Source organism: Streptomyces sp. NPDC031100 (assembly GCF_055570785.1).
The window spans coordinates 165,615-180,533 of sequence record NZ_JBVIGN010000009.1 but is presented as its reverse complement, the minus strand read 5'-3'; the positions used below and the strand labels follow the sequence as shown (position 1 = coordinate 180,533).

General features: G+C 64.4%; 14 protein-coding genes and 3 pseudogenes. 7 read left to right on the top strand and 10 right to left on the bottom strand.

Annotated features, from left to right (window positions below; genetic code table 11):
• Positions 1-125: 125 nt before the first annotated feature.
• Genes ACZ5DS_RS25480 through ACZ5DS_RS25470 form a run of 3 tightly spaced genes read right to left on the bottom strand, consistent with a single transcriptional unit; the run spans position 126 to position 2,323 of the window.
• Entirely contained in the window at positions 126-629 is a 504-nt protein-coding gene (locus tag ACZ5DS_RS25480) for a hypothetical protein (RefSeq protein ID WP_468242554.1), read from the bottom strand.
• Between the two features lie 22 nt (positions 630-651).
• The gene (locus ACZ5DS_RS25475) at positions 652-1,101 is read right to left on the bottom strand and encodes a hypothetical protein (protein WP_468242552.1); all 450 of its coding nucleotides are present in this window, start codon (positions 1,099-1,101) and stop codon (positions 652-654) included.
• Positions 1,102-1,138: 37 nt separating this feature from the next.
• Entirely contained in the window at positions 1,139-2,323 is a 1,185-nt protein-coding gene (locus ACZ5DS_RS25470) for an amidase domain-containing protein (protein WP_468242549.1), read from the bottom strand.
• Between the two features lie 192 nt (positions 2,324-2,515).
• Between ACZ5DS_RS25470 and ACZ5DS_RS25465 the strand changes: the two genes are divergently transcribed.
• Both ACZ5DS_RS25465 and ACZ5DS_RS25460 read left to right on the top strand, forming a co-directional pair.
• Positions 2,516-3,151: an SDR family NAD(P)-dependent oxidoreductase gene (locus ACZ5DS_RS25465; RefSeq protein ID WP_468242547.1), complete on the top strand. Its 636-nt coding sequence runs from the start codon at positions 2,516-2,518 to the stop codon at positions 3,149-3,151.
• Positions 3,142-3,249 (top strand): annotated as a pseudogene (locus tag ACZ5DS_RS25460) (IS5/IS1182 family transposase); the annotation flags it as partial. The gene ACZ5DS_RS25465 and the pseudogene ACZ5DS_RS25460, both read left to right, overlap by 10 nt.
• A 110-nt stretch (positions 3,250-3,359) precedes the next feature.
• Here the strand turns inward: ACZ5DS_RS25460 and ACZ5DS_RS25455 are convergent.
• The 3 genes from ACZ5DS_RS25455 to ACZ5DS_RS25445 all read right to left on the bottom strand — a co-directional run bounded on the left by ACZ5DS_RS25455 (position 3,360) and on the right by ACZ5DS_RS25445 (position 6,691).
• Positions 3,360-4,253 (bottom strand): phosphorothioated DNA-binding restriction endonuclease, encoded by an 894-nt coding sequence (locus tag ACZ5DS_RS25455; RefSeq protein ID WP_468242545.1) that lies wholly within the window; start codon positions 4,251-4,253, stop codon positions 3,360-3,362.
• Between the two features lie 31 nt (positions 4,254-4,284).
• On the bottom strand, positions 4,285-5,658 hold the full coding sequence (locus ACZ5DS_RS25450) for an SNIPE associated domain-containing protein (protein ID WP_468242543.1): 1,374 nt from the start codon (positions 5,656-5,658) through the stop codon (positions 4,285-4,287).
• A gap of 814 nt (positions 5,659-6,472) precedes the next feature.
• Positions 6,473-6,691 (bottom strand): hypothetical protein, encoded by a 219-nt coding sequence (locus ACZ5DS_RS25445; RefSeq protein ID WP_468242541.1) that lies wholly within the window; start codon positions 6,689-6,691, stop codon positions 6,473-6,475.
• 1,032 nt (positions 6,692-7,723) lie between these two features.
• Here ACZ5DS_RS25445 and ACZ5DS_RS25440 point away from each other — a divergent pair.
• A pseudogene (locus tag ACZ5DS_RS25440) lies at positions 7,724-7,927 on the top strand (hypothetical protein); the annotation flags it as partial.
• On the opposite strand, the gene ACZ5DS_RS25435 reads toward ACZ5DS_RS25440, so the two are convergent.
• Both ACZ5DS_RS25435 and ACZ5DS_RS25430 read right to left on the bottom strand, forming a co-directional pair.
• The gene (locus tag ACZ5DS_RS25435; protein ID WP_468243022.1) at positions 7,903-8,919 is read right to left on the bottom strand and encodes a hypothetical protein; all 1,017 of its coding nucleotides are present in this window, start codon (positions 8,917-8,919) and stop codon (positions 7,903-7,905) included. The pseudogene ACZ5DS_RS25440 and the gene ACZ5DS_RS25435 sit on opposite strands and share 25 nt — an antisense overlap.
• 1,031 nt (positions 8,920-9,950) lie before the next feature.
• A complete protein-coding gene (locus tag ACZ5DS_RS25430) occupies positions 9,951-10,706 on the bottom strand; it encodes a GntR family transcriptional regulator (protein ID WP_468242539.1) in 756 nt (251 codons plus the stop codon).
• A gap of 78 nt (positions 10,707-10,784) precedes the next feature.
• Between ACZ5DS_RS25430 and ACZ5DS_RS25425 the strand changes: the two genes are divergently transcribed.
• The 4 genes from ACZ5DS_RS25425 (at position 10,785) to ACZ5DS_RS25410 (ending at position 13,838) form a co-directional block, all read left to right on the top strand.
• Positions 10,785-11,063, top strand: coding sequence for a hypothetical protein (locus tag ACZ5DS_RS25425; protein WP_468242998.1), 279 nt, complete (start codon positions 10,785-10,787; stop codon positions 11,061-11,063).
• Between the two features lie 161 nt (positions 11,064-11,224).
• Complete coding sequence (locus tag ACZ5DS_RS25420) at positions 11,225-11,968, top strand: GntR family transcriptional regulator (protein ID WP_468242537.1); 744 nt, start codon at positions 11,225-11,227, stop codon at positions 11,966-11,968.
• Positions 11,965-12,267, top strand: coding sequence for a hypothetical protein (locus ACZ5DS_RS25415; protein WP_468242535.1), 303 nt, complete (start codon positions 11,965-11,967; stop codon positions 12,265-12,267). Before ACZ5DS_RS25420 ends, ACZ5DS_RS25415 begins: the two co-directional genes overlap by 4 nt.
• A 977-nt stretch (positions 12,268-13,244) precedes the next feature.
• Entirely contained in the window at positions 13,245-13,838 is a 594-nt protein-coding gene (locus tag ACZ5DS_RS25410) for a haloacid dehalogenase-like hydrolase (RefSeq protein WP_468242533.1), read from the top strand.
• Here the strand turns inward: ACZ5DS_RS25410 and ACZ5DS_RS25405 are convergent.
• A pseudogene (locus ACZ5DS_RS25405) lies at positions 13,804-13,936 on the bottom strand (UTRA domain-containing protein); the annotation flags it as partial. The gene ACZ5DS_RS25410 and the pseudogene ACZ5DS_RS25405 overlap by 35 nt on opposite strands.
• A gap of 22 nt (positions 13,937-13,958) precedes the next feature.
• Complete coding sequence (locus ACZ5DS_RS25400) at positions 13,959-14,705, bottom strand: hypothetical protein (RefSeq protein WP_468242531.1); 747 nt, start codon at positions 14,703-14,705, stop codon at positions 13,959-13,961.
• Positions 14,706-14,919 lie beyond the last annotated feature (214 nt).

Genomic DNA, 14,919 nt, shown 5'->3' with positions numbered 1-14,919 from the left:
CGGTCAAGATCGACACCTGCGCATCTCGCTAAACATGCAGGTCAACGGCTTGGTCTGGACTGGTATGGCGTGGGCTCGCGTGGTCTCTGGGAGAAGATCATCTCCCAGAATTCTCCCAGGAGGGGTCAGTCTTCGTGTCCCGTGAGGGGCCGTTGGGTGCGTTGCTTGAGCGAATTTGTGCTCGCCGTCGCCATCAACCGACCCAAGCTCAGGCGAGCCGGGCAAACGCCGGGGCCCTGGGTGCCGACGAGGCGGGAACGGGCGCGCATCCACCGGCCACCCAGGGCGACCACAGCAGCGCCCCGTTCGTCCTCGGTGATGCGCAGTGCGTTGATCACGGCGTCCGGGTTGCTGTCGCCCAACGTTGATCTCGGCTGACGCCTCGTCATGCGCACAGTGAGCGACGCGTCCGCCGAGCTGGGCACGCGGAGCGGGCACGCGAGACCGATGTCGGAGCCGGCCCGCTGTCCGGCGATGACCAGGTGGACGCCGAGCGCCGCGCCGAGCTGGGCGACCCGCAGCAGTCTGATGACGCGCCGACCAGCGCATGCTTCCTCGTTACGATTCATGTCGGGCCCGCCTACGCAGACTTCCCTCTTGCTGGTGCCGGACACCGGCTCATCGAGCACGGTTGGCCCCTGCCCGTAACGGTCACGAAGAAGTAGGTGCAGCCGTCGGTTTCCCGGGCGGTACGGGCTGCCCGTTGAAGACCACTACCTGCCATACCCCGTGCTCCCGCATGACCGTGAAGGTGTCCTGCATCAGCTTTCCCGTCGTGTCGACCGCCATCAGGTGGGCCGTACCGGTATTGGGACCGTAGTTATGGCCGATGTCGAGGCTGCTGATCTTCCATCCTCGTCCGCCCTTGGCGGCGAGGATCTTCGCGGCTTCCCGCCGCGACCAGGGCTCGTCCTTCACCCCGCCGATCCGGATGAGATCAGCGGCACTTCGGGTGTTGAGAGCGGAGATGTAATCGCCGACGGCCTCGCGTGCGCCGTCAGGGGGCGAGGCAGCCGGTGGCTTGGCCTCGTCCTTGTCTGACGAGCAGCCGGACAGTGCCAGTAACGCGAGCGCGGCGACAGCGATTCGGTGACGGATCACGGCAGGGCTCCTTCTCCTGTGAGGGGGCAGCAGCCTGTCAGGTGCGGTGGGCGTAATACCAGGCGTGCGGAGAGTCGGAGACAATCTTCGCCACGCTTTTGTCGTGGGTGTCGCCAGTGTGGTACGTCAGGTGTGGCACGCCGTTGAATTTCGAGGTGACGAACATTGAGTGGTCGATGACGTTGTTGTGGTTCCAGTCAGCCTGGAGAACGTCCGAGACGACCATGTCGTACACGTTACGAAGCGGCTTCGTCCGCTTCGCGTGCTTGACAGCGAACCAGTACCAATTCTCGGCTCCACCCCAGGTGTACGACGTCCACGCGGAGACGGGGCCGTAGAACCAGTACTTGTTGCTGGTGCGCTGGATCAGGGAGCCACCCGCGGGCTTCCATCCGCCGGCAAGCATGATCTGCGATAGGAAGTTCGTGCAGTCGTTGCCACTGTAGGTGCGGAAAGCGGGGTTGTGGTTGTCCCAGTACTTGTTTGCGTAGGCGACCATCTTGCTGTAGCTGTACGAAGCCGTCGCAGCAGGCTTCACCAGCCCGGAGCCGGTCTCGGTCGTGGCAGGTGGGGTGACGCTGGACCTGGCGTCCTTCGCGCCCTCGTCCTCGTCCGCGATTCCCCCACCGTCCGTGGTCTCCGGCTCCACATCGATGTCGGAGACCTGCGTAGTCGGCGTGGGTCCGCCATCGGTCTCGGCCTGGTCCGACGACAGGAGCCATGTGCCGTCATCGGCTTCCGTGAACTTCACCGTATGAGGAAGCGATAGCTCCTCATACGCCGGAGCGCCGTCGTCGATCTCCTGCTGGGTGAACGGAAGGTACAGGCGGGTGTGTTCTGTCAGGCGGAGTGTGGCCTGCCGACCGCTGACGCTGGAACCGCTGACGCTGACATCAACCTGCGCCTTGGTGTACCCGCCGTCGACCTTCTCGTACCGTTCACCCTTTGCGGCCAGCGCGGCAAGATCGTTCTGCGTCTGGGCAGCCATGGAGCGGGTTGCCCTGATATGCGTGGCAACAGAACGGAGTGAAGGCGGGCGAGTCGTGAGCATGTCGGCGCGCTGCTGAAGGTAGCCCTCAGCGATCTCGGTCAACGACGACGACGTGGCCTCCGCCGAGGACGCTCCGGCACCAGTGAGGGCGGTCGCCGGTATATCGGTAAGCGCCAGTATTGCTGCGGCGCCGGCAGCGGCTAAGGCGAGTCTGCGCTGCGTGTGACGCATGAGACCTCCTGATCTTGAGCTGACTGGTCGACGTCAGCCTGCCTAGAGGGAGATCGAATCCCAAGCACCCCGTTCCCACACGGCCTTTTCACGCTGGAGGAATGACCGATTCCTTATCAATGGATCGCATTGAGCCCACCACCGAGTGATTTAAAGATCGTTTTTCCCGATTTTTCATCCCGAATTTAGCGTTTGATCCAACGGCGCCGGGTCGCGCCAGGAGATGGTGGCTTCGCCGGTGGGGCGGCGGGTCATGAGGTCGGTCATGGCGAAGTAGATCATGGTTTGGGAGCGGGGGGAGGGTTTCGTAGCCGTGCGCCAGGCGGCGGTGGAACATCAACTCGTCGTCTTGAAGGAACCGTCGCCCTCGTCACGGGGGCCTCCAGCGGTATCGGCCACGCCACCGCGCGGGAGCTTGCCCGCGAGGGCGTCTCCGTGGCCCTGGTCGGCCGGAGCGAGGACCGGCTCACCGACCTCGCCGAGGAAATCTCCGACGCCGGCGGCAAGGCCCTGGTCGCGCCCGCCGACATCACCACCCCCCAGGTCGCTGCGGAAGCGGTCGACCGGATCGTCGAGGGCCTGGGCCGCCTGGACACCCTGGTCAACAACGCTGGCCTCATGCTGCTCGGGCCCGCTCCTGGTACAGACCTGAACGACTGGAAGCGCATGATCGACATCAATTTCATGGGCCTGATGTACACCGCCCACGCGGCCATCCCTCACCTGGTCAAAGCCGCCGCCGAGGAGCCGCGTCAGGTCGCCGACAGCGTCAACATCGGCTCGCTCGCCGGCCGCAACGCCTACGCGATGTCCGCCGTGCCCGGATGAAGGGCTGGAAGGTCCTCCGCGACTGCCGCCTGAAAGGCGACGGTGTCTATCACGCCATGCTCGGCATCGCCCGTCTACACAACCACGCCCTCGCCGGATGGAGCAGCGGCCCGTACTGCACGCGACCGCATCCCAGACTCACCGCTGATCATTGCGGGACAACTCTTAGGTACACCCCGCCCCTTGATATCCCGCGCTGAACACCGGGTCAGGCGGCGGTCGGGCGTGGGCTGCCGTGGAAGACCTGGCTGCTGTGCCAGGAGCGGTGGGCTGCCGCGATGAGCGGGATGCCGGGTTGAGGGCCTATGAGCGGACGGCCCGCGAGTGCGGTGACATGCTCGCGGGCAGCGTGGCTGCGGCCGATGAATTGCTGCGAGACCAGGATGCGGTGGCCGTCGCCTATGCCGAGGACGCCCTTGTCGAAGAGTTTGTGGTGCAGCGAGCACAGGCACAGTCCGTTGTCGACGTCGTCCGGGCCGTCGAACGCCCACCAGCGCACGTGCGCTGCCTCCAACCCGACGGGCGCCGTACCGATCATGCCGTCGTAGCCGCAGAAGGCGCACTGGTACTCGTACGCGGTCAGCACCATCTCCCGCATCCGGCGGTCTCGCTGCCGCCTCTCGGGCGCTGCCAGAGCGTCGGTCTCCGCCAGTTCCAGTTCCAGGCCCACCGCGTCGCACAGGTCCTGGTGCAGCGACGCTGGGAAGTGCAGATCCAGCAGCACCCTTGCCATGCGGCCCAACAGCGACGGTTCCCGCCGGAGCGCCACCTGAAGGTCCGGGGCCAGCCGCCCAGTGGCCCGGCTGGCCCGTAGTTCCCGCACCCCGGTGCCTGGGCTGCCGACACCGTGCTCGGTCCGCACTTCCCACACCCCGTCGCTGACCAGATGGTGGAAGGGATAGGCGGGCGTGGTCCCGCGCGGCGGACCGTACTCCACCAGCAGTTGCTTCAGATCCGACTCCACCGCGCTGTACGGCAACTCGTCCGCGGCATCCGCCTGAAAACGGCCCAGCGCGTACAGCAGCAGCAACGGCTTGTGCGGCGCCCGCACACCGTCCCGACTCCACTGCCTCAGGTTCGCGGCACGCTCCAGCCAATCCATGACAGTGATCGTAGTGATGCTTCGTCGCACCTCATGCTGTCCGGGCGGCAACTCCTCCTGCGCCTGCGGCAGGCGCACCGGCTTCACCCATGCGCCTGCCGGCCCGCCATTCCAGCGCCTGGGGTTCCTCGGTGAACTCGATCAGATGCTGTCCGGCGAACCGTTGCAGCGCGTCGCGCACCTCCGCCGGGGTGGCGTAGAAGAACTCCTTTCGACTGTTGATCTGGTTGACCCGCTGCGAGGCGAACTGGCGGTGGAGTTCCGTCTCCAGGCCGACCGCGTCCTTACTGAAGATCAGCGCGTGCACATCGAAACGGAAGGGCACAGCCGCGCCACTCAACTCGTAGACCCGCTCCAGAGGTTCGAGCCGACGCGTCATTCCGATCTTCACCATACGATCGCCGAAGGCGCCGATGTTCGAGATGACGTACACATAGCCGGCGCGGACGTTCGCCGCGCGGGACTCGACGTCCTGCAGAGCGTTCTCGACCTCGGCCAGTTTGGCCTCCATCTCCGCCACACCCGCCTCGTCACCGCGCTCGCGCAGGCGGTCAAGTGCTGACTGATAGTGGCCGAGTTCCTTGTTCAGCTTCTCGCGCTGCCGGTCGAGTTCCCGCTGGACCGCCGCCTCCTCACGCTCCCGGGCGCGTACCTCGCGCTGGGCCTCCTTCTCCTCTTCCTTCTTCTGCAGGAAGTCGGCGGTGAGTTCCAACTCCCGTACGCGCGCGTTGTGGTACTCGTCGGTGATCCGGATGTGCATGGTGGCACCGAGCCGGGCGATCGTTTCGCGGCTCTTGTAGAGCCGGTCGACGAGGGAGCTCAGCCGGTGCGGCCGCATGGACCGCACGGCGTAGTCGGCTTCGGCGTTGTAGGCGCGCAGCATGAGCTTGGAGAAGTCGCGGACCATCTTCTGGCCCTCGCGTTTGGAGCCGTTGACCGTCCAGTCCGTGGCCGCCTGGACGGCGCGGCCCGCACGGGCGAGCGCCTTGATCTCGTTCTGCAGCGTGTCGAGCCTGCTGCGGTAGGCGATCGCGTCGTGCAGCGCATGCCGGTAGGCATAGATCCCTGCCTCCTGCAGCATGGCGGTCTCGTCGGCGTTGACGATCCGGCCCTGCAGTTCGGCAAGCCGTCGCTCGGCGTCGAAGACGTCCTTGCGGTGCCGGTCGGCCTCCTTGCGGACCCGCTCGGTCTCCTTTGCCGTCCGGCGCGCGTCGCCGAGAATCTCCTTCGCCGTCTCACGGGCGTCCTTGAGGATCCCCTCGGCCTCCTCGGCGGCTTCGGCGGACGCCTTCTCACGCAGCGCGGCGGCCTCCGCCTCGACCTGTCGTACGAGGCCCGCGACCCGCGCGGCATCCAGCCCTTGTGTCCTTGCGATCCACGCCCGCAGCTCTTCGGCCTCGGACACAGCATCCGAACGCCGACGCCCGAACAGCCCTCCCTTTCGAGGCGTCGGCACCGCGGTCGTGCTCCCGGCAGCGGCCGTGGCCGGCACCGCAGAGGCTCCCGTGGCAGGGCCGACAGCGAGGGCGTCGGTGGTGGACTCGGCCTCAGGAACCCATAGCTGCCATCCCGCCGGCATCGGGGGCCACGAAGGGTCGGGCCGCCAGTCCGGCGGCGGCATCCATCCCGCGGGTGGCACAGGCCAACCCGGCGGCGGATTGAAACGGTAAGTAGTCATTCCCCACCCCCTCGCCCCTGTGGCTCCCCAGCGCACAGGGCGCCGGATAATTCCGGCAAACGTAGAGTGACATTTTCTTGCTGATCAGCCACCGGATCAGCCGCATATTCCACCTCGTGACCATGCTGTGACTATGCGTGAGTGCCTCTCTGGAGGAGCGACACGAGTTCCAGGTGGAACGCGACGAAGTCCCCGACCGGTGAACTCATCGACGAGCCACTGAGTCTCGTACGTGGAGGGAGCGTCGTCCGGTGAGAAACGCTACGAGGGACAGCGTGGATGGCCGGACGTGCTGCTGTGTCTCCTTGCCGTCGCTGCCGTGGCGAAGCCATCTGGCGCGATGCTTCGCAGGACTGTAGCCAGATTGCTGGCTGACCAGCAGCTCCAGTTCGCCGGACGGCTCGAACTTCTGGGCTGGGGTGACACGCTGCCAGTCGTACGTGCGACGGCCCGGCTGCTTGGGGACGTACCGGACCGGCTTCTGCCGTTCACGGAAGCTGACCTCGTTCGTCCTGCCATGGACGGTGAGCAGCGGCCTCGGCTACCTGCGCTTCTTCGACACCGCGATCTCGCCGTGGCGTGCGAGGGCTTGCTCAGCGAGGAGCCGGAGCAGCAAGAGCACCTGGGGGAGGACCTTCTCCGAGATCTCGAAGGCGCTGTAGTCCGCGGTGACTGCGGCGATCACGTCCTTGACATCGGTGATCACACGGCTGCGCGCCAGCCGGATCCCGTTCCACTCGGTCTCGTCCTCGCCGGTCACCCGGAGCAGGCCGAGAAAAGAAGTCTCCTTTCGCCCGCCCGCTGTACTTCAGGCGATAGCCCGCGGGGGCACACTGCCGGGCTGCGTCGAAGGCTCTGCGGTAGCGGGCTCGCTCCTCATCGTTCGGGTTTGGGATCCGGAGGAACCGCCCAGCCTGCTGTACCTCCGCGATCAAAGCCGCTCCGACTTCCGCCGGCGACGGCTGTGGGGGCTTGGCGGCACGCGGCGCCGGCTTCGTCATGGACGGGGCTGTGTCTTGCCTCTGTGGCGGAGGAGCCGGTCGTGTCCGTTGGTCGGAACCTGTTGGCCGCTGCTCGCGCGGAGCTGGTGCCGGCCGGTCCGGGTGATGGCCGTGCTCCAGGCAGAAGCGCCCCGCGTCAGTGATCTCCGCCCGCCACTTCCCATCCTGCTTGGGCATGGTGATCAGGCGCCGCTCCTTGAGCGCGCGGGCGGTGAGAGCGAACTCGGGCTGTCCGACGTGACGGGGTCAGCTCCGTCCCCGATGCGGGTGAGGAGTGTGAGCTGCCGGTCATTTAACGGGGACCATCGGTGCATGTCGATCGTCGTACCGTCCGTTGTCTCCTCGGCACAAGCCGTGGGGTGACTCTTGCGGAGCCCACGGCGCACCCGGAGGCGGAAGACCTCTCGCTGGGACCACTGGGGAGCCGCTCCCCGAAGTCGGCTCCCAAATGGCTCCCAAGACGGGTCCGCACAACAAATCAGGCCCGGTGCTGATCTCTCAGCACCGGGCCTGACCTGTTGTTTCTCTGTCGGGGTGGCGGGATTTGAACCCACGACCTCTTCGTCCCGAAGTAACTTGGGCGGTTGCTTGGCCTTGGGCTGGTGTGCCGCTTACCTGCGCTGACGGTCCGCAGACGTCCGCGCTTGTCCGCCGCCGTCCGTCGGCGTTGTCACGCAGTTAGACACTCACCGCATCGCAGCCGAATGCGGCACGGACCTTGCTAGAGATCCTTAACGGTGCGGGTTACGCCGAGTCGTGACGGCTGTCGCTGGTCGCGCTATGCCGGGGGTATGAGGTATCCCGATGGCGGTGGGTTGACGGCCGAGGAACGGGCTCGGCGTGAGCAAGTCCGGCTCGCTGCCGCTGACCTGATCGAGGCCGAGGCAGGTGGCCGGGAGGTGGTCCGGCGGTTCAGGGCGCCCCGAATGTTGGCGAACCGCTGGCGGCGGGCGTTGCAGGCGGCGGTGGCCTACGGCCGAGCCCTCTTCGTAAGCCGGTTGAGAGATTCTTGCACTGCGGCCACGCCTGCAGCGGCAGCTACACCAAAAAGCACACCACTTATAAATTCTCGATTATGCTCCTCTTTAGCCTTATCGATGCTGTGAACCCGCAACCTAACTGAACGGGTGTAGATCGCCCCTTCTTTCGGGAGAATGATTTTCCAATCCCAGATCTCAGGGGGCCCTGAAGCCGGGATCTGACCGGAATCGACCCCCCAGTCCTTGTCGCACTTTTTGCATTGATGCAACACCTCCTCAACCTGCACTTCAGTTCCCCGGAGCTGGTTACCGGATTCGGCTTTCAAGATATAGATCTGCGGGAGTGAAATAACGGCTTCACTTCCATGTTCACTGACAAATAGATGCTTTGACGCCGGCCAGCAAATGGTGACTTGGTAGGGAGTTTTGTGTGAAAGTTGCCGTGGCTGCCAAAACTCCATATATCCATTAGTTTCAGATTTCCCCTTTTGGGTCACCGTCTCACGCAGATCAGTGGGCTTCGCACCAGGCCATACCTTGTAGTCTGATGTTGCGCTAACTTGAATTTTCCACCGTCGCCTTGCCTCAACAGCGGACCCCGTGAAGCGCAGTAGCGAGCAGTCGCGGTCATCTTGTTTGGGGTACACTCCAGGGCGCCAGACAACAATTTTCACCTCAAGAGTCCCCATTGGCCTTTCGTGCGGATCCACCACGAAATTCACGATCGGCGTTCTGGGCTCCTCAGGCGTCCGCGAGTCAGGCTCAATGGCAACAGCACACCACGCCAGGTACACCATGGCGAAGAAGAGCGTTGATGGTGTAAACCAATCCAGCGCGACAGTTGAAGAGACGAGGCTCGCGGCACGAGCAACGAGGAATAGGCCAACCGTAATCAGCAGCACACCGCCGATGGGGGCGGAGGAAAGACCTCGAGCTAAGGCTACGCCGGCAATAATCATGAATATGCCAGCACCCAGACGCGCGTGTTGCATGGCTAAACTTGCCATTCGTGGATGTTGACACCTTATCGACTGCCAGTCTCTCCCGCTGAGGGACTGACGTCACCCCCTCATCCATGCTGCCCCTTGGGAATCAAGCCCGCCACTCGCGCCACACTCGCACTGGCGCGGGGCTTCATGCCTCGACGTAACCCACACCGTCAAGGATCTCTAGAGGGTGTCTCCGCGGCGTGGCAACTCTCTGCTGTTCGCCATGGCTTGGCCGAAGCTCTTGCAGAACTCGCTGAAGCTCCACTGAGCGCCAGGGGCTGGCGCGAACGAGGCGAATGACCCCACGTGCTCGCCACTCACGGCTACGTCCAACGTGCCCTGCTCGCCTATGCGTGCACTCGGACAGTCTCGAAGATCCTGCGCGAACATGGGCCTGGTCTGTCTTCCATCACCCAGCCATGCGCCCCAGTAGAGCGTTCGGTCCGTAAGGAAGAGGACGCCGTCCTGCGGGCCGTCCCACAGGTTCCGCGCAGGCGCGCTGGCAATCTTCCGTTCTCCAGGCTCAAGCATGGGGTCAATGCTCTGCCAGTACTCCGCCTGAGCTTTGTCGTAACGCCGCTGTGCCCACCGTCTCAACATCGCTGAAGCCCCCTCCCCCTGCCGTGCTCAGTATGGTGCGTTTCGCAGTGCTCGGCTTCTGGTTCAAGCGATGTGCCACCGGGGGCGGGACCTGCAGCCCCGTCGGCGCGAGTGCTGGCGGGGAGTGGCAGTGTTTGACCACGCCCTCGTCGAGGAAACGGTGGTACAGCTCAGCCACTGACCCTTTGTGGCCGTGACCTGCGGCCACCTAATCGATCAACGCCCTGACCTGCCGCCGAGCTGTCGGCACCTATCGACGTTGGTCATCGCTGAGCGCCCTCCCACGGCACCAGGACGGCCCGGGGACGCTCGTGTGTCACCGCTGATCCACGCCCGCCCGTGGTGCCGTAGCCCCCGCTCCGACGGCCGTGCGGCCACGTCGGTGTATGTCGCCATCCGGCTTTGCTGATGTCAGCCGTGGATGTCAGAAGCCGCCTTAGAACCGGTGGCTAATGGTTGATCGGGATCTCATAGACGATCTCGCAGTGGGCGGCAGGAATCACGATGTCCGCCGTCTCCACGGGCCGTCCCTGGTCGCTGTAGTACGTCCGCCGGATGTGCGTGACGAGCGCGGCCTTCTGGATGCCGAGGAGCGACGCCTCTTCGGAGGTGGCCTGTCGGGGCTCCGGCTGCTCCACGGCGTGGCTGACGGTGATTCCGATGGTGGCCATGCGGTTCACGACGCCTGCTCCGGCGTGTGGCCCTCCTTCGGGGAGGACGACGAGAGTGCCGGCTGTGAGGTCGTACGGCTCCCAGCTCGTCGACAGCTGCACCGGCCGGCCGTCGGCCAGGAACTCGTACGTCGTCCTGACGCACAGGTCGCCCTCGGCGATGCCCAACCGTGCCGCGATGTCCGCAGGGGCCGGCACCTTGGCGTCGGTCCGGCTCTCCCAATCCCCTTGCCTGCCCACGGCCTTCATGTCCGCCCGGAACGGTGATCCCTCGGGCTGCTCACGCGCGGATGACCGGACTACCCGCACCCGTTGCCGGGGCTCGGCGACGTAGGTGCCCGATCCGGCACGGCCCTCCAACACACCCTGGGAGATCAGTAGTTCCTGCGCCCGGCGGACCACGTTCTCGCCCACGCCGCACTCCTGGCCGATCTGGGCGCGGGAGGGCAGACGGTCCCCCGGCTCCCATACGTGCTCCGCGATCCGCCGCCGGAGTTCGTCGGCGATGCGGAGATAGGGCGGCTGCTCAGGCATATGGAAAATCTAGTCCACTAGCTCTAATCTAGTTAACTAGCTTCACTGAAAGTGATCACCGGTGACGGAGGCTGCCCTGTGCCCGCTTCGGGAGTTAGCGCGGCAGCCATCGCCGACCGGCTGTCCGCCGTCGGGCTCCCCACACGCGTGGAGGAGCACGAGCGCTACACGTCGGTCGAAGCGGAGGTGCCGGAATCTCTTCCCGTCGAGTCATGGCGGGAGGTCCTGGATGTGGTGGCGGAGGCCGATCGGTTCGGGCTCCTCGCCACCAGCCTGAACGGCCGCACTCTCTGGGCGGTCGTACACAAAGCGGTCCCCACGACGGGCGATGTCGGGGGACCGAGCCATCAGCGATAGGAGCTGAGCAGCATGCTCAACCGTATCCGCCGTGCCTTCTCCCTCACCAGAGCGCGGCACTTCCCTAAGGGCAGGCGCCGCCGCCCACTGTTCGAGTCGAGTAAGTCGCTGACCATACACGCGCGTACCCGGCTCGTCGTCGTGCGAATGCCGAGAAGGGGGTGACTGGCGTGCCTCCTCGCCATCACGACATCGCCGAAGACCTCCGACACCAGATCACGGCCGGCCGTATCAAGCCCGGCGAACGCCTTCCGTCCGAGGCTGGCCTCGCCGACCGATACAAGGTCAGCACGGTAACCCTGCGGAGTGCCCTTGCGGTGCTGCAGAGGGAAGGCCTCGTCGAAAAGATCCACGGCAAGGGGAACTTCGTGCGTCGCCCACTCCGCAAGATCATGTACGTCGGCGGATGGGGAACGCTGGACCCGTGGACCGCTGCTGAAGCGGCCCAGCGCGTCACAGTACGCACCGCCACTGTTCAGGCGCACGGACATCTGACGGCCTTACTGGAGGTGCCCACGGGCAGCCCTCTCGCCGAGTTCTCCTGCATCAGCCAAGAGGGAGAGTCACCACACGGACTGGCCCGCATCTACATGCCGCGTGACCTGGCGCCGGCTGGAGTGCTCGACTACGACGCCTCCTCGTACCAGGACGCGGTCACGAGATTCGCCGTCCTCAGTCCGCCGCCGGGCACTGTCCGGGAGACGGTGTGCGCCCGTCCGCCGACACCGGACGAAGCGTCGGCTCTGCGGATCGGCTCCGCTGCGCCAGTCCTCGGGATCACACGCGTCGCGACCGATTCCACCGGGCGGGTCGTCGAGGCCGCGCTCCTGGTGTTCCTGGGGGACCGGGCCGATGCGGTCTTCACCACCCACCACGTGATCGATGAGAGGCGGGCGCAAGGATGACGGCACGGAACGGACTACGCCTTCTCCCGTGGTCGGGGCCGGAGGGCAAACCCTGTTACCTGAGCACCGACGATCAGGACGGTTACATGTCCCGCCTGGCAGACAATGTTGAAGCGGTGCAGCTCGGAACGGCGGCCGAACTGCTGGAGCAGGTCTCCGACGCCCTCGACGGCCAGGAGGTAGGTCCGGAGGACCTGCGACTTCTGGCGAAGGAACTGACGGGAGCCCTCCGGGACGTGCTCCGCGTTGCAACAAGCCGCGGCGCTCTCTTGGCGATGAACGAACCCCACTGCTTCTGAAGCGCCGGCCGCAAACGGCGCCTGCCGGACGGCAGCCTTCCAGTCATCTTTATGGGGAGAGCAGCTCGGTCACCAACCCGGGCTCCTCTCCCCGTCGCTTCATGCCAGCCTCTACGACACCACGAATTCAACCTCAGTAGGAGTTCGATTGCCGGGTGGGGGCCATCTCCCGGAACGTGCCCCTAGTGTCTGCTCGGCGCCGCAGCATCTTGAGGTAGTAGTCGTGGAAGCCTTTGTGGCGGCCATGGGGCGGCCGAAGAATGTCGGAGGCTGACCGTAGGCCTCGTTTAACCCTCGCCAAACAAATGCCTGTTGAGGTGAAGGAAGACCAACGGAATCTCATGTTTTAGCCGCCGTCGACAGGATCATCTCGCTGTCGCTGGGCCAGGATTGCCCTGACTGACGCAACGCCTGCACCTGTGACCACAGCCACCGCCGAAGCACGCTCCGCGGTCACAACGCCCAACAACACCAGCGCACAGAGCACCGCGGCACAGACCACAACGGCAGCAACAAGCGGCTTACGGTAGCGCCGCGTTCGGCGCGTTAAGCGGATCTCGGGTGGGCTCGCATCGCTAGGCGTCCTAGCATGGTTCATGGAGACGGCTCCTCTCGCGGGGTGTCGGCTTCACCAACCAGACGGCCTCCTGTGACAGCAGGGGGCCGTCGCGTGTACAGCGACGACCCACTCGGCCGTACGGGTGAGACCTCCATGGAATACCTGAAATCCGCGTGGAGCAAACAAAGGTGCCCGAGCTTACGCCGAATGGTGGGTGCCTATGCTCAAGCCCCTGGAAAACCGGTCCTTGCCCCGCGCAGCAGCCTTCTTTGACCTGGACAAGACGGTCATTGCGAAGTCGAGCATGCTCACCTTCAGCAAGTCCTTCTACCAGGGAGGTCTGATCAACCGGAGAGCCGCACTACGCACCGCATAGGCCCAGTTCGTCTTCCTGGTCGGTGGCCTGGACCATGATCAGATGGAGCGCATGCGCGAGTATCTATCCGCGCTGTGCCGCGGCTGGAACGTCCAGCAGGTGAGGGAGATCGTCGCCGAGACCCTGCACGACCTGATCGACCCGATCATCTACGACGAGGCCGTGTCCCTGATCGAGAGGCACCACATGGCCGGCCGGGACGTCGTGATCGTGCCGCCGACCGGGTCGTGGCCACCCGCATGGTCGTGGGCGAATGACGGCTGCTTCACCGGAGAGGTGGAGTACTACGCGTACGGCCCCACGAAGGCCGAGGCGATCAAGGAGGTGGGCGCGTCAGAAGGGTACGACCTGGAGCGCTGCTACGCCTACAGCGCCTCGGCGACCGACGTGCTGATGATGAAAGTCGCCAGCCACCTTCACGTCGTCAACGCGCACCCGTCCGCGGGCATTGTCGTAATTGCCGTCGGCCTCCTGGTGCAGGACCACCGCCTTAGGAGTTCGATCTACTCCCCCCTTTCCTGTCCGTCCCGATGGGGTCGGCGGTCGGGTAGGGGCGCCGCTGTGTGCCGTCGTCCATTGTCGTTGATGTCAGCCGTAGATGTCAGAGGCCGTTGCGCTGACGTTGGGCAAGGTTGACCGGGACCTCATACACGCTCTGGCAGAGCATGGCGGGCACGATGGTGTCCGCCGTCTCGACCGGGCCGCCCCTGATCCCTGTAGTACGTCCGTAGAATGGCGGGCTGAGTTCTGGGAGTGTCATCCTTGCATGGGTGATGTGCGATCGAGTATGGACCGTTTCTCACTGTCAGTGCGAAGAGAAAATACCGCCGCATGAGCCCAACTGTGAGGGCTCTTGGCGCTTCCGATCCGTGTACCCACTGGTGTGGTTTCCAGGTCAAAACCCGCACCGATCAGTTCTCTTGAATACACCGCTGCATAGTCTTTGTGGTTGCGGCTGGGGAATGTGCCTTTCAAGTTCTTGTTGTACTCAGGATCGAAGTATTTGATCAAAGCCCCCTCTGTGAGCGCAATGCGTTGTGATTCAGGAATCGGGCATTGCTCGACTTCCTCTGCATGCGCGAGCTCCTCAACATCCGTTGCCATTCCGACCCAGGTGCCGAATTCGCCTATGATTGAGAAACCTTGGAATGATAGCGGGACTAGCCAGACGTCCAGGTCTGGGCGCTTCATGGCCATTTCTCCCTGGATTCGCTGCAAGGTTTCGTGATTCGCTAGTCTGCTGATCGCGTTGCGATTTCCATTTGCGCCGTATGCGCGACCGATATAGGCGACATCTAGATCCAAAAAGTCTTTATGGACTTCGTCGATCTCCCCGATGGCGTAGTCGCTGGCCAACGAGGTAAGTAGGTTGGCGGCAGTGGCGTGCAGACGCACGTGACCTTCGCCATCCAGGAACGTTACCTCGGTGTGGGGCCATTCGCTGGAAGCGTGCAATCCCGCGACGCCGAACGAGTTGGGCCTCTCGAAAGTGATCTCGTTCACTGCGTGCTTAAATTGCGATAGAAAGGTCACTTTCATTGCGTCTTCACTGATGATTACTCCCCCGCTTGGCACTGTAATGCGAGGACGGGTGCAGATGGCGTATACGTGCGAATTACTCAGGGAGGGATTCCTTTTCGTTACACCGTCGAGGTAGGCTGGCGACAGAATGGATGCCTGTGTGCAATTGCTTACAAAAGAGTACTCGACCAAATAC